This is a genomic window from Nitrospirota bacterium (assembly GCA_016212215.1).
GTDB lineage: Bacteria > Nitrospirota > 9FT-COMBO-42-15 > HDB-SIOI813 > HDB-SIOI813 > JACRGV01.
This window is the reverse complement of sequence record JACRGV010000026.1, coordinates 1-14,182: the sequence shown is the minus strand read 5'-3', so window position 1 is coordinate 14,182 and position 14,182 is coordinate 1. Positions and strand designations below refer to the sequence as shown.

Below are 14,182 nucleotides of genomic sequence, written 5' to 3'. Positions count from 1 at the left end.
TGGTTAGTGAATAGTAAGAAGCAAGAAGTAAGAAGCAAGAAGCAAGAAGTAAGAAGCAAGAAGTAAGAAGTAAGAAGCAAGAAAAAATAAGAAACCCCACCCTCACCCTCTCCCTCTCCCTGAGGGAGAGGAGGCTATGTTGATTCCCTCCCCTTCAAGGGGAGGGGCAGGGTGGGGGTGGGGCTGAGTTGATTCCCTCCCCTTCAAGGGGGAGGGGTAGGGTGGGGATGGGGTTATTTCCGAATGAAGTCTTTACGCACAATAATAGTCTTCTCAATCTTAATCTTAATCTCTCTAAGTGTGCTCACAGGCTTTCTCTATTTCAGAACGCTAAGATTAAAGGGTACAGATATACCGCTTATACTGCCGGGGATAGTAGGTAATGTTATCCCTGTGGTATTAAAAACATCTTATAATCCAGGACATGTCATTTTTACAGATTATACTGAACAGTCGGGCATAGACTTCCTGCATCATCAGGCAGAGGAGGTGATTGATTCTTTGCCGCAGGTGATAGGTTCCGGCGTATGTCTTCTTGACTACAATAATGATGGTAATTTGGACGTCTATCTTGTTAACGGTTCGGGATACACATACTACTATGGTGATAAACCGTGGTGGTACAAACCTCCAACGAATGTGCTATATCACAATAATGGGAATGGCCGGTTTACAGATATTACAAAAAGGGCAGGCGTCGGTTTTACCGGATGGGGAATGGGGTGTGCTGTTGCTGACTATAATAATGACGGTTTTCAGGATATTTATGTAACGTACTACGGAAAGAATGTCCTTTATGAAAATAACGGGAACGGGACATTTACAAATGTTACTGATAAAGCAGGTGTAGGTGGTAAAAAAGATAAATGGAGCACATCTGCCGCATGGGCGGATTATGATAATGACGGCTATCTTGACCTTTATGTAGTAAATTATCTCAAGTTTGATAAGTACATGAATCCGGGTGAGTTTAACTCAGCCTATCAGATGCCGACCAATCTGCTCATGAATTCCAAGATATACACCGGGTCTGCAAATATCCTTTTCCATAACAATAAAGACGGGACATTTACTGATGTAACAAAGAAGACAGGTGTTGAGGATTCGGCAGGGAAAGGTATGGGGGTTATATTCAGTGACTTTGATAGTGACGGGTATCAGGATATCTATGTTGTAAATGACGGTTCACGGAACGTCCTCTTCCACAATAATGGAAACGGTACATTCACCGACATCGGCGGGGAGGCCGGTGTGGATACACCTCTGAGCGGCATGGGGGTTGCTGTCGGTGACTATGATAATGACGGAGATTTTGACATATTTGCTACGTATCCGGCGAGTGAGACGAATATTCTTTATAGGAATATGAGGATTTCTTCATCACCCCCCCCTCCTGCCTCCCCCCGCAAAGGGGGGGAGGAATTTGGAAGGAACTTAATTGTAGCCCTCCCGCAAGGGGAGGGGAGATTAGAAGAGAAGTCGAGAGGAGGAGGGCAGGCGGAGTCTCAAAATTCCCTCCCCTTCAAGGGGAGGGTTAGGGTGGGGATGGGGTTATTTTCGGATGAAACCCACATGAATGACTCGCTCACAAAGGGGCATGAAAATCAGCGGGACAAGAATGTCCCGCCTATCCTCGTAGATAGGGATAGGCGGGGTTTTCCAACCCCGCCGGAGAGATTTTCGAGCGGAAAAAATAATACATCCCTCCTTTTCAACGACGCCACTGTAACCTCCGGTCTTGGTGAAGATGTCAGTATCGGATTCTTCGGATGGGGTACTGATATGTTTGATTATGACAACGATGGGTATCTTGATATTTTCGTTGCAAATGGAAATCCGAATCCTGATTTTGATAATCCCAGGACTACGGTCGGGCAAAGGAATCAGCTATTTCATAATAACGGGAACAGTATGTTTACAGATGTGTCCATTTCTGCAGGTGAGGGATTAAAGATTGCAAGGTCAAGCCGCGGCGCGGCATTTGGGGATATAGATAATGACGGAGATATAGATGCTGTCATTAATAACAACAATAATTATGCACAAGTCCTCAGGAATGACGGCGGGAATTCCAAGAATTACCTCACAATCCGCTTAAAGGGTACAAAGAGTAACAGGGATGGGGTCGGCACAAAGGCGGTTGTTTTAGCAGGTAATCTGACATTAATTCAGGAGGTCAGGGCAGGGTCGAGTTATCTTTCACAGAATGATACACGCCTTCACTTTGGTCTGGATAAGGAACAAAAGGCAGATAAGATTTATATACAATGGCCGTCAGGTATGACGCAGAATATTAAAGATGTACAGGCAAATCAGTTTATTGAGATTACTGAAGGTAGTGATAATTACAGGATTGAAAAAAAGAGAAAGACAATGGCAACATTTATTCCCTCCCCCTTGGGGGGGGAGGGTCAGGGTGGGGGTGAGCAAAGGACATATTCTGATGATAAAACTATTCTGCTTGCACTAACTAACTCTAAGCCATCTGAAAAGATATGGGCTATGAGGGCATTGAGTACTGTAGTTAATGAAAACACCATAGATAAGGCGGTTGAGCCTGTAATGATGTCTCTCAGCAATCCTGACAAATATGTCCGTAAAGAGGCCGCTGACCTGCTATGTAAATTTCTTAAAGATGAACAGACTATATTCAGGTCTTCAATGTATAGGAAGAGGCTCGCAGTTGTCCCGCTCCTGAAAGCCCTTGGTGACCCTGAGGCAGATGTAAGGGCGAGTGCGGTCAAGGCACTGGGGTATTCAGAGAGCTACAGGGCAATAATACCGGTAACACAAGTCTTAAAGGATGTTGACATAGATGTCAGGCGTGAGGCGTCACTATCACTTGGATGGCTGAAGGATAAAAGGGGCACGGAGCCATTGCTTGAGATACTCAGGGATAATAATGAAGATTCCTCTGTGCGTTCCGGTGCACTGCTTTCGCTTATCCGTCTTGAGAGTGCAGTAACAACCGGACCTCTGTTAGAACTCCTTCAGGGGAAAGATGAGAAAGGAAGATTAGGTGCACTGGAGGTACTTAAGTCAGCCCTAAGAGAAGATGATACAGTCTTATTAAACAGGAAACCCCTTATTCAACCTTTAACTGACTTGATAAAAGATTCCAATACCAACATCAGGGTTAGGGGTTCAGCAATACAGACAATCTCACTTATTAAAGAGACGTCAGTTGTGCCTCTTCTTATCAATACACTTTCAGACAGGTCAAAAGAGTTAAAGATACATACGATAAAAGGGCTTGGTGAATTAAAGGACAAGAGGGCGACAAATCCATTGTTAGCGTTATTAAAGGATAAGGATGAGGATGTAATGCAATCAACCATAATATCCCTTGCCGATATTCTGGATAAAGCTGCCATTCCTCAAATCTATGAGATTGTAAAAGACAAAGGCAATAAAAAGAATATTAGGCTTACTGCTGTTTCTGCTTTAAAGGAGATTGATCAATATTACTGGAATAAAAATGCCTCTGCCTTTCTGGAGGATGAAATTCCTGATATAAGATTAGAGGCTGTCAGGGGTATTGCCGAACTGCATAACCTGCAATCCATTGACCTTCTTATCCGGTGCCTGCAGAATGACAACGACAGGGATGTTAGGAAAGAGGTCATAACAGCACTCGGTTCATACAAAGACAAGAAGGCTTTAGATTCATTAATAGGTATTATCAAAAGTAGTTCCGAGGAAAAAGAAATCCGCTCAGAGGCTATTATTTCCCTGACTAAAATCGGTGATGAAAGGGCTGTAATACACCTTCAGGGGATAGCACAGAATAAAAGAGATGAACTCAGGGCAGAGGCTGCGGATGCGATTGAGAGATTAGGAAGGTAGATAGGCTGAAGACTGAAGGTAGAGGCAAGCCCCCCTCACCCGGACCCTCTCCCTCAAGGGGAGAGGGATGCTCAGCTTTATTCCCCCTCCCTTGACGGGAGGGGGTTAGGGGGAGGGTGAGCTATGGTTATTGTTGATGACCCTCTGCTTCAATTGATTTTACTTATCTAATAATGTAAGATTTTTCTACTATGGACATATTAAATAAAATACAACGCGACCTGTCTGAAGGGATCACTGTTCTGAGGAAGGAAGGTACCTCAGTATTTCTCAAGACAATGGCAGAGGTGGATGTACTGAAGTCTAAGTTCGACCTCTACAGGATTCACGGGAACTTATCTGACCTGTATAAAGAACTCGGACAGAGGTTTATCGGGGCGATAGAAAGAAAAGATAATAATTTTCTCCAGAGTGAAGAGGTAAAAGAACTTCTTGAGAATATTGAGGCGATGCGTACAGAAGAGGATAGGCAGAAGAAAGAGGTGGAGGGGCTGAAGAGTTTGCAGAAGTAAGAAGGCTGAAGGTGTTTAGGCTGAAGACTGAAGGTAGAAGTAAGAAGTTAGACGTATTATGTAAGACGTGAGGCGTGAGAAAATAGACCACCTTTATAAAGTTATGCTATGCTTTATTCCCTCCCCTTCAAGGGGAGGGTTAGGGTGGGGATGGGGTTATTTTTGATATGCAAAAGATATTCAACATATTAATTGTTACGCTGATAGTTGTTTTAACAGCCTGTGCCCCTAAGCTTGTTCCGGTGGTGTCTCAATCCGGCACGGTTGAACCTGAATCAAATATTATTACTAAGACGAAAGCCGGAATTGATGTATCTGTTCAGGCAGGTGAGTGGCGGTATCAGCCGTTTTCAGTAAATGATTATTTTACACCATTTTTATTTCTTATCAGGAATAATACCGGAGAGAAGGTCTCGATAAAATACAGTAACTTTGTATTATTTGATGAACATGGAAATCAGTATGAGGCTGTACCGCCTGATGGAATTGAGTATATGCTGGTTACAAGGGAAAATTCCAGTGATACCTTTCCAAATCCACCTATAGTTTACAGGTTTGAAGAGGCAAAGCCACCGTATACCTTCGGTTACGATGTACCTGCTTATCCCTATCTCAGGCGGCCCATGAGCAATATAACACTGCTCGCACTCCCTGAAACCTCCATATATCCTAATTCCCAGATACGAGGATTCGTCTACTTCCGTAAGGCCGTCATCTATGGTAACAGGTTAAAACTTTGGGTAGAGTTCAATGGATTTGCAGATGGGTTTGAGTTTGAGAAAAAGAAGTAAGAAGCAAGAAGTAAGAGGTAAGAAGGCTGAAGACTGAAGGTAGAATTACAACAGATATACCCCCTACCTTGACTGGAGGGTGTAGGGGGAATCTCATAATTCCCTCCCCCTTGAGGGGGGAGGGTCAGGGTGGGGGTGAGCTATGGATATTTTTGGAGGAAACATTTGCTCTTCGCAGGCATAGACATCGGCACAAATACACTAAGACTACTTATTGCTGAGTTTTCTCCTGACGGGAAATATCGGAAGGTTAAATCCGAACGGCATATAACAAGGCTCGGAGAAGGTATTTCCAGTACAGGCAGGTTAAAGGAAACTGCAATGGAGCGGACATCATCTGTGCTAAAAAGGTTTGCAAAGATATGCAGTGAGTATCCTTTGGATGGTATTTATGCTGTTGCAACAAGTGCTGTGAGGGAGGCTTCTAATGGCCCTGATTTTATTAAAAAGATAAAGTCGGAGGCAGGGCTTGATGTAGATGTAATATCAGGGGATGAAGAGGCAAGACTTACCATGCTCGGCATTGCGTCAGGTCTTGATCTCAAGGGGAGTGATTTCCTGTTAATGGATATCGGCGGCGGTAGTACAGAGTTTATATTTGCATCTGAAGGTGATATTATCTCCAAGGTTAGTACAGATATAGGTGTTGTAAGATTTACAGAGCAATACCTGAAATCCGACCCGCCTCAGGATGAAGAGATAGAAAAATTAGAGACAGCTATTTCAGAACGTCTGAATCCCTTAAAAGGTGATACCCCCCCCCCTTACCAAGTGTGGGCATTGGGGAGTGATTTTGGGATGAAAACCACCCCCCCAAGCCCCCCCTTGGTAAGGGGGGGAAAGTCAATGGCCAATGACAATCCCCCCCTTTGTTCAAGGGGGGGCATGGGGGGGTATTTTCGAATGAATAACAATGTGTGCCTGGTCGGCACAGCCGGCACAGTTACAACGCTTGCGGCTATTGATCAGAAGATGACAGTATATGACCCGCGGAAGATAAATGGCTATAAGATAACAAGGGAAGGTATTGGAAATATACGCAGTCTGTTACTCGCTATGACAATGAAGAAACGTATGGAGATACCCGGAATTGAAGATGGCATGGAAGACCTGATTGCAGCAGGTGTTGTGTTAGTTGACAAGGTCATGGAGAGATTTGGATTCAATGAGATATTAGTAAGTGACAGCGGATTAAGGGAGGGGCTTGTTTTAGATATTTATCAAAAGACAGTGAATAGTGGACAGTGAATAGTGAGTAGTTTAGGGGGCCGTTATGTTTTCCTCCTTTAGAAGTTCCATTCTATTAGTTTGTTTTATTGGTCTTTTCGTGCTTACACCTGCGTCTTTTGGTGCATGGACAGACAACCCCGGCGGTGATGAAACAGATGAGACCTTTGTACTTGGGGATGCACTTTATCCGGCCAAATTAGAAGAGATAACGTCTAATCTGACCATTGATTCAACTACAGCCATATTAGACTCCGGATTCAGCAGGGAGGCTGCATTATTCATTGGGCTGTATGCGCCTGTCAGGATAATCTCTGAGAAGGATTTTATTTCTGGTGCCTCTGGAATTACCCTGCTGATAATACCATCCGGCGGGCTTTCCTCATTAAAAGAACCGGAGAAATTAGGACCGGCCCTCCATAAATTTGTTGAAAACGGAGGGAGTTTATTTATCTTTTCACAGAGAAAGGGAAAGGACTATTCCATACTGCCTGTGCCGGAAGGAGAACATTTACAGGGATATGGTTGGATTGAAGACCAGAGTAGTATTGAAAATTCTGCACTCCTGTTGCAGTTTAATTCTATTGCCTCAGGGGTATCCTCAGCAAGACCACATATTAATATAGATGGTTTCTTTACAGCGTATCCACGGGGTACTAAGGTAATTATTAATAAACGGATGAATGGTCAGCCTGTATTCTTAAACTATAAATTAGGTAGAGGGAGTGTTTTTGCAAGCACCCTTTTTACTGATTGGGCATTTTTGCATCTGAGGACAACGTGGGATGAAATATCTATATTTAACGGGGTGCTGAAGACCGCGGGGATTACTGTAAAATTACCGGTAGTCAAAATGCCCGATCAACAAAAGAAAGTTATATTTACTCCAGCTCTATTGCCGTCACTGGGTTTTTCAGTCCAATCGGACAATGAGATGTATAATCTTGGAGAAAAGGCAACATTTACTGTGAAGATATGGAATAATGAGGATAAGAGACGGACGATTAAAGTGTACTATGATGAGAAGGGTCAGAAGGTACAGATAAATTCACACAGCACTTCTCAACTAACCTATACAATGCCGGTATTCTCAACAAGAAGGTTGTGGGTCTATTTTTATGATGAGAATGAAATCTTCTTGCAGACAGTTAAAAGAGGATATATAGTAGTGTATCCTGAAAGTGCGGAGAACAAACAGTAAGCTGTAATCAGTGAGCAGTAAGCAGAAGTTAGAAGTTAGAAGCAAGAAGTTAGAAGCAAGAAACCAGAGGCAAGAGAAAAGAATCGGGAAAAGACAAGAAAGGGGATCAAGGGATGAATAGAAAGGTGTTTTCATTATTTGCACTGATGATGTGCATTTCTTTATTTGCAGCATTAACTGTCTTTGCTGCTGATAAGGTGGAGAAAAAGACAGAGAAAGAGGGAGGGAAAAAGGTGAGTGGTAATCCGGTTGCTGTAATTGAGATGGAGAAGGGAAACATAACGTTTGAGATGTATCCTGACGTTGCACCAAAGACGGTTGAGAGGATTTCACATCTTATAGAAAGCGGGTTTTATAATGGGCTTAAGTTCCATAGATTTGAACCCGGTTTTGTAATACAAGGCGGCGATCCAAAGGGAAATGGAACAGGCGGCAGCGGGGTAAAGCTACCGGCAGAATTTAATAAGAAACAACATGTTGCCGGAACTGTTGCCATGGCAAGGGCAAGTGACCCGAATAGCGCCGACAGCCAGTTCTATATATGCCTTGCACCGGCCCCATTTCTTGATGGGCAGTACACGGTATTTGGGCAGGTTACAGAAGGGATGGATGTTGTGCAGACGGTCAGGGCAGGTGATGTGATGAAGAAGGTTACGTTGAAGAAGTAAGAAGGCAGAAGTTAGAGGCAAGAAGCAAGAAGCAAGAAATTAGAAACAAGAGGTAAGCGATAATCATTCCCTCCCCTTCAAGGGGAGGGTTAGGGTGGGGATGGGGTTCTTGTCGGACAGCCATTCTCTCACGCTGTTACAAAACCCATCTCTATAATTATCTCAAAGGCTGACTCAATATTGATCTTTCGGCATATTAGCAGGTCAGTGTCCCATTTATTATTAAATCTTGCCGAAACATCTTCATTGAAAAATTTGTTAAGTATTTCAAGCTGGAGTCTTCCTGCGTCTATGATAGGCTTAAGCCTGCACAGCATTGTCCGTACCTGACCGATGGTAAACGCATCAATCTCATCTTTGATAAAAGAGTCATACAGGGCCAGTATCTTTTGTTTTAATTCTGATAGCTTTGTGATTGTAGCCATAATCATTCTCCTCAAGAGTGACTATGTTGGTTGTTTGAAGTGAATAAACTTGTTGTTGTTTCTGCTATAAATTATCGGATGGATTTTTGATTTCTTGACAGATTACCAAATGTTGTATTTGAATAACCATTCCTTATATGTTATAAGATTACTCAAATGCTTACAGCAGAAATTTTAGAGAAAATTAATCTGAATTATAATGAATTGCAGGGGTTAAGCGGAGCTATAAAGGAACTTACCAGCAGGTATCCCTTTATTGATGAGGTAATACTATATGGTTCAAAGGCAAGAGGGGACTCAGTAGAAGAATCTGATATAGACATCTTAATTGTTACAGGACATCAGGTTCCGAGGGAAACAAAGTACCTTGTTAGTGATATTATATATAACTATCAATTGAAGCATGATATTATAATTTCAGCGATAGTTATTGCGAAGGATGATTACCTGAATAAGATAAGTTCCTTCCTAATTAATGTTAGAAAAGAGGGAATTGTTATATGGTCGAGAGGATAAATCCTGAAGATGCTAGACTCCTAGCCCGTGATGAATTTCAAAGGGCTTGGGAAGAGATAAAATCGGCAAAGGTATTAAAGGATAATGGGCTCTATTTTAAAAGTGTAGTCTCATCATATTATGCTGTTTTTCATGGGGCAAAGGCAGCACTTCTGAATAAAGGGATAAGCCCGAAAAGCCATGAAGGGATTGAGAGGATGTTCAGCCTTTATTATGTAAAGGTAAATCTGATAGAAACTGATATAGGTAGAATAATAGGCAGGCTCATGAAATTAAGGGAAGAAGCGGATTACTATCCTGAGGCATCATTTGACCTTAAAGATTCCACAGAAGCTATAGAAATGGCTGAGAGGTTTTTAGAGAATATTAAGAAGGTTGTGAAGTTTGAAAATGCATAGTGATCGCAATTCCCGTAAAACGAGAATTGCTTTGCGAAAGATTGATTACAATAATCTAATTGGTATTGAAGTATTCAAAGCATCCATGATGTTTAAAGATGTTCTCAAAATGAGGACTTCCGAAGAACAACAAAAACTTGATGAAATAATTAGTGTGCTTTCAGAAAATAGATTGAAAGAAGTAATTGATTTTGCCAGTTATTTAAGAACCAAGGAGGAAACGGAAGAACGGCTTGGAATGCAGATAAGTTCAAAGGGTTACATAGATTGGTCAAGCTCAGAGAACAACATTTACGATGAGGTTTTTAGAGATGAAATTAAGAAGAGGTAATATTGTTCTTTGCAAAGTTCCAATGCCTTCCTCAGAATTAAAGGAGTTTAAACTGAGGCATGGCTTGAATGTCTCTAAAGAATTGAATAATAAAAGGCTTGATGATGTAATGACTGCTTGAAAGACGCTTTTGAATTAGAGTGATAATTTAATTGGCAAGACATCGGAGTCAGCAATTCTCGGTGAACATGCAAGGTTAGTGTGTGGTTTATGTGGAATCATATAAGTTTTTTTGATAGGTTTCCGGCAAACTCAAGCTCTTCTTCCCTTGTCTTAACTATCCCGTCTAATCTGGCCAGTAATGTCTGATTCATGATGTTCGTAAATATTGGCCCTGGTTTCAGTCCGAGTTGTTTTAAATCACCTCCGGTTATGGAGAGCCTAATATCCTGCAGATGGCTGAGATACATGGATATACCTTTTACTGCGGTCTCTTCTTCTGCCCGTGCCATAAGGTACAGAAGCATCTCCTGAGAGAATCCTTTGAGTTTAATATAGAGACTGCTTGGTTTAATTACATCAATGTCGTTAATCTCCTGAAACAATTTACCAGACGATTGCTTTGTAATCGTAATCTTTTCAAGGAGGGTCTCTTTTATATTCAGCCTCTCACACATATTGGCGGTTGCTTCCGGAGACAATTGATCTATAAGGCTGTAAAAGTATACGAGCCATGGCTCATATCTTTTTCCAAGAAATAATAATTTATACCATGCAAGGGCATCCTTTATCTTCTGGAACAACAGTGCTATCCCGCTGTTCCATTGTAAAGACGGGTGTATGAACCTGAAAAGGTCAAACTCTGCAAGCCGGCTGATCGGTTTTGCAGGGTCTTCCTCACACAGCAGAAGGAATAGTTCTGTGAAAAGTCTCTTTCCTGAAAGCCTGTGAAAGAGGTCTATTTTTGTTGCACTGTGTATCAGGTTTTGTGTATGCCGTGCAATCCTGAAACCGAATCTCTGCTCAAATCTTATTGCCCTGTATATGCGCGTCGGGTCTTCAATAAAACTCAGATTATGCAGTACACGTATGTTCTTTTCCTTTAAGTCCCTTTGGCCGCCGAAGAAATCTATAAGAAACCCGAAGTCTTTTTTATTGAGTGTGATAGCAAGGGTGTTTATTGTGAAATCCCTCCTGTACAAATCTTTTTTTATAGATGAAAGCTCCACAGTCGGGAGAGCAGTAGGGAATTCATAATACTCAGTTCTGGCAGTAGCAATATCAATCTTAAACCCATCCGGAAATATTATTACAGCCGTACCGAATCTATGGTGGCTCTTTACACGGCCTTCCACTATTGCTGAGAATTTTTCTGCGAACGCAATCCCGTCACCTTCTACTACTATGTCAATATCGAAGTTGTCTGCACCAAGCAATATATCACGTACAAAGCCGCCGACCGCATAAGCCGCTACGCCCATATTATCTGCTGTTGCCCCGATATCCTCCAGTATTTTTTCAATATGTACGGGGAGCCTTTCTTTGAGTACATTTTGTACATTTCGTTCACGGGGCCTTTTCAGAAATTTCTCAGATACCTCCCATGTCCTTCTTATATCATCATGGAGTGTCCTTAGAATATCAGTCCGTGTGATTGCACCAATAATAGTTTCTCCTTCAACAACAGGGATAAATCGCTGGTTATGTTCAATCAGTATTGATTCTACTTCACGGAAAGCTGTATCTGTTGTGACTTTATAAAACTCCGTTGACATGAAATCAGTAACAGGCATATCCCCGAATTTGTGGAATATGGCCTTCTGAGTAATCTCCCTTGTGATGAGGCCGGTTATCCTGTCTTTATCAACAACAGGCAGGACACTGACACCATATCGGGTCATAAGGTCACCGGCATCTTTTATTACAGCACTGCTGTTTATGGTCTTTATTGGTGTTGTCATAATATCCTTTGCCGTCTTTACCGGTTTGATACTTTTGCTGAGGATTTGCAGAATCTTCTCTTCAACCTGTATGCTTGTGAGGTCTTTTATGCTTGCTGATGCCGCAGTCCTGTGGCCGCCTCCCCCAAACTCTCTTGCAACTTCTCCGACATCTATCTCAGGCATCCTGCATCGTGCGACAAGCTGTATCTTGTCATCCATCCTGACAATAACAAAAAGTACATCCAAATCCTCCATATCCCGAACCTTATGGGTTATGGTAGATAGTTCAGATATATATTTATCAGATGAGCCTTTTGCAATAACGACCTTTGTGGAGTCAATATAGTAAGTCTTTGCATTATGTATCAGTTCGTTAAGGAGTGTGATTTGTCCGGCATCCAGTTCATGTATCAGGTAGCGGGACACAGCCCTTAAATCAATCCCAAGTGACATAAGATATGCTGCGGCCATCAGGTCCCTCGGTGTTGTAGACTGGAATGTCATAGAACCTGTCTCTTCATAGATACCAATAGCAAATAACGCCCCCTCCGGTGGGGATATGGGAATATTCCTCTCTTTTAAAATCTCAACCAATAGTGTTGTGGCCGCCCCAATGTCTTCAATAACCTCTACCTCGCCGCGAAGGTCACCATGCGCAGCAGGATGGTGGTCATAGATATGGATGCTAAGGTCTTTATTGCTTAATAATTCGGATAATCTTCCAATACGGTCAGCATGTTTGCAGTCCACTATTATAAGGCGTGTTACCTCATCAAAAGGGATGTCCTTCAACTTATTAAACTCTATCTTATTTTGGATAATGAAATTCCTGACATTCTTTTCCTGTGTCCCCGGAAATATCATCCTTGCATCAGGATAAAGCTTCTTAGCCGCAATCATTGATGCAAGGGCATCAAAATCAGCATTGGCATGTGTGGTAATTATCTCCATTTCAACATTATAAAATAATAAATATTTATGTAGTAAGATACCAATATTGCATAAGGAAGACAAGGGGATGATCCCCAGGGGATGATCCTCAGATTTCTTATGAAAGGTCTGTTTACAGTGCGGTTGTTGAAAGATTTAAAGATAATGATTAAACTCTTACTTTCACGACGATTTTAGATACAGGTTTTGAGGTTGTTACTGCAATGCCTGGTTTATGGGCATCATGAGGCATGAGTATTACAAAGGTTCCTTCCCTGACTTCAAGAAAGACTCCATCTCCATAGAGTACAAGCAGGTCTTTGGCATCATCATACTCGCCGGATTTCAGATGGTCTATGTTTGAATAACCGATAAGTTCAGTTCCTTTAATTACATATTGTATATCTATATACTGCCGGTGCGCCTCCCAGAAACCGTTTTCCCTTGGCTTTGTATCGTAGGTCTGCATCAGGGCAAATATATCTGAGCCGTCAATCTCATATCTGCCGGGCTTAATATTTGACAGGTCTGTATCACGCAGAAAATTGAGTGCAGTTTCAATTTTCCTGTTCATCTTTGAATATAGTGATGCATTTTTTAACAGGTCAATAATCATTAAATGTAGTTCTCATAAAACCGATTGATGCAGTTATAGAAAAAATGTATTATAGCATAATTATGAAAAAAGATGATAAAACGGTTGTTGAGATTTATGCAGATGGTGCTTGCAGCGGGAACCCGGGCCTTGGGGGTTACGGCGCTATACTCAGGTCCGGTGAAAGGGAGAAAGAGTTGTCAGGAAATGAAGCTATGACAACAAATAACAGGATGGAACTGCTCGGTGTTATCTCAGCCCTTGAGGCGTTGAAGAGGCATTGCAGTGTCAGGGTCATGACAGATTCTACTTATGTGGTTAAAGGGATGACAGAGTGGATAGACGGCTGGATAAGAAATAACTGGCGTAATTCACAAAAGAAGGAAGTGCTTAACAGAGACCTATGGGAGAGGCTGCTGCTGGCCTCAAAGCCTCATAAGATTGAATGGGTATGGATTAAAGGGCATAACGGACATCCTGAGAACGAGAGATGCGACCGGCTTGCGAGGGAGGAGATAATAAGGTGCAAAAAAGAGGCCGGCAGATGAACCCTCATGAGCCGTGAGTTCACAAAGGGCCATGAAAATCAGCGGGACAAGAAAGTCCCGCCTATCCTCGTAGAAATCGATAGGCGGGGTTTTCTTACCCCGCCGGAGGAGATTTTCGGATGAACCGTCATGCCCCTTCGGGGCACAAAGGGGAATGAAAATTAACCCCCTTAATCCCCCTTTAAATAAAGGGGGAGATATGACAACCAGAAATCCCCCCCTTGTTAAGGGGGGGAAAGGTTCTCAATGGCCAACGGCAATCCCCCCCTTTTTTCAAGGGGGGGCATGGGGGGGTGATTTTCGGATGAACT

At 42.4% G+C, this 14,182-nt stretch carries 13 protein-coding genes; 10 read left to right on the top strand and 3 right to left on the bottom strand.

The features are described from left to right. Positions 1 to 243 precede the first annotated feature (243 nt). From HZA08_02705 to HZA08_02680, 6 genes are all read left to right on the top strand, one after another. The gene (locus tag HZA08_02705) at positions 244 to 3,846 is read left to right on the top strand and encodes a VCBS repeat-containing protein (protein ID MBI5192335.1); all 3,603 of its coding nucleotides are present in this window, start codon (positions 244 to 246) and stop codon (positions 3,844 to 3,846) included. A 191-nt stretch (positions 3,847 to 4,037) separates the two neighbouring features. Beyond that, positions 4,038 to 4,358 carry a hypothetical protein gene (locus HZA08_02700; protein ID MBI5192334.1) on the top strand — a complete coding sequence of 107 codons (321 nt, stop codon included), beginning with the start codon at positions 4,038 to 4,040 and terminating at the stop codon, positions 4,356 to 4,358. A gap of 167 nt (positions 4,359 to 4,525) precedes the next feature. After that, entirely contained in the window at positions 4,526 to 5,149 is a 624-nt protein-coding gene (locus HZA08_02695) for a hypothetical protein (protein ID MBI5192333.1), read from the top strand. Positions 5,150 to 5,284: 135 nt separating this feature from the next. Beyond that, positions 5,285 to 6,397, top strand: coding sequence for a Ppx/GppA family phosphatase (locus HZA08_02690; GenBank protein MBI5192332.1), 1,113 nt, complete (start codon positions 5,285 to 5,287; stop codon positions 6,395 to 6,397). Between the two features lie 25 nt (positions 6,398 to 6,422). Next, positions 6,423 to 7,577 (top strand): hypothetical protein, encoded by a 1,155-nt coding sequence (locus tag HZA08_02685; GenBank protein MBI5192331.1) that lies wholly within the window; start codon positions 6,423 to 6,425, stop codon positions 7,575 to 7,577. Between the two features lie 149 nt (positions 7,578 to 7,726). Further along, positions 7,727 to 8,245: a peptidylprolyl isomerase gene (locus tag HZA08_02680; GenBank protein MBI5192330.1), complete on the top strand. Its 519-nt coding sequence runs from the start codon at positions 7,727 to 7,729 to the stop codon at positions 8,243 to 8,245. Between the two features lie 128 nt (positions 8,246 to 8,373). Here the strand turns inward: HZA08_02680 and HZA08_02675 are convergent, their stop codons facing one another. Next, a complete protein-coding gene (locus tag HZA08_02675) occupies positions 8,374 to 8,670 on the bottom strand; it encodes a hypothetical protein (protein ID MBI5192329.1) in 297 nt (98 codons plus the stop codon). A gap of 156 nt (positions 8,671 to 8,826) precedes the next feature. Between HZA08_02675 and HZA08_02670 the strand changes: the two genes are divergently transcribed. From HZA08_02670 to HZA08_02660, 3 genes are read left to right on the top strand one after another with little or no spacing between them, the layout of a single operon-like run. After that, positions 8,827 to 9,186 carry a nucleotidyltransferase domain-containing protein gene (locus HZA08_02670; GenBank protein MBI5192328.1) on the top strand — a complete coding sequence of 120 codons (360 nt, stop codon included), beginning with the start codon at positions 8,827 to 8,829 and terminating at the stop codon, positions 9,184 to 9,186. Then, a complete protein-coding gene (locus HZA08_02665; GenBank protein MBI5192327.1) occupies positions 9,171 to 9,584 on the top strand; it encodes a HEPN domain-containing protein in 414 nt (137 codons plus the stop codon). Before HZA08_02670 ends, HZA08_02665 begins: the two co-directional genes overlap by 16 nt. Then, positions 9,571 to 9,915, top strand: coding sequence for a hypothetical protein (locus HZA08_02660; GenBank protein MBI5192326.1), 345 nt, complete (start codon positions 9,571 to 9,573; stop codon positions 9,913 to 9,915). Before HZA08_02665 ends, HZA08_02660 begins: the two co-directional genes overlap by 14 nt. A gap of 218 nt (positions 9,916 to 10,133) precedes the next feature. Here the strand turns inward: HZA08_02660 and HZA08_02655 are convergent, their stop codons facing one another. Next, positions 10,134 to 12,749 (bottom strand): CBS domain-containing protein, encoded by a 2,616-nt coding sequence (locus HZA08_02655; GenBank protein ID MBI5192325.1) that lies wholly within the window; start codon positions 12,747 to 12,749, stop codon positions 10,134 to 10,136. A 148-nt stretch (positions 12,750 to 12,897) separates the two neighbouring features. Further along, positions 12,898 to 13,344, bottom strand: coding sequence for a YhcH/YjgK/YiaL family protein (locus HZA08_02650; protein MBI5192324.1), 447 nt, complete (start codon positions 13,342 to 13,344; stop codon positions 12,898 to 12,900). Positions 13,345 to 13,406: 62 nt separating this feature from the next. On the opposite strand from HZA08_02650, the gene rnhA reads away from it, so the two are divergent. Next, positions 13,407 to 13,871, top strand: coding sequence for a ribonuclease HI (gene rnhA / locus HZA08_02645; protein ID MBI5192323.1), 465 nt, complete (start codon positions 13,407 to 13,409; stop codon positions 13,869 to 13,871). Positions 13,872 to 14,182: the final 311 nt, after the last annotated feature.

What these genes read in the sequence shown, in the direction of transcription:
- HZA08_02695 (MBI5192333.1), top strand. Translation starts at nt 4,526, where the DNA reads ATGCAAAAGATATTCAACATATTAATTGTTACGCTGATAGTTGTTTTA.
- HZA08_02705 (MBI5192335.1), top strand. Translation starts at nt 244, where the DNA reads ATGAAGTCTTTACGCACAATAATAGTCTTCTCAATCTTAATCTTAATC.
- HZA08_02665 (MBI5192327.1), top strand. Translation starts at nt 9,171, where the DNA reads ATGGTCGAGAGGATAAATCCTGAAGATGCTAGACTCCTAGCCCGTGAT.
- HZA08_02650 (MBI5192324.1), bottom strand. Translation starts at nt 13,344, where the DNA reads ATGATTATTGACCTGTTAAAAAATGCATCACTATATTCAAAGATGAAC.
- HZA08_02685 (MBI5192331.1), top strand. Translation starts at nt 6,423, where the DNA reads ATGTTTTCCTCCTTTAGAAGTTCCATTCTATTAGTTTGTTTTATTGGT.
- HZA08_02700 (MBI5192334.1), top strand. Translation starts at nt 4,038, where the DNA reads ATGGACATATTAAATAAAATACAACGCGACCTGTCTGAAGGGATCACT.
- HZA08_02680 (MBI5192330.1), top strand. Translation starts at nt 7,727, where the DNA reads ATGTGCATTTCTTTATTTGCAGCATTAACTGTCTTTGCTGCTGATAAG.
- HZA08_02670 (MBI5192328.1), top strand. Translation starts at nt 8,827, where the DNA reads ATGCTTACAGCAGAAATTTTAGAGAAAATTAATCTGAATTATAATGAA.
- HZA08_02675 (MBI5192329.1), bottom strand. Translation starts at nt 8,670, where the DNA reads ATGGCTACAATCACAAAGCTATCAGAATTAAAACAAAAGATACTGGCC.
- HZA08_02655 (MBI5192325.1), bottom strand. Translation starts at nt 12,749, where the DNA reads ATGGAGATAATTACCACACATGCCAATGCTGATTTTGATGCCCTTGCA.
- rnhA (MBI5192323.1), top strand. Translation starts at nt 13,407, where the DNA reads ATGAAAAAAGATGATAAAACGGTTGTTGAGATTTATGCAGATGGTGCT.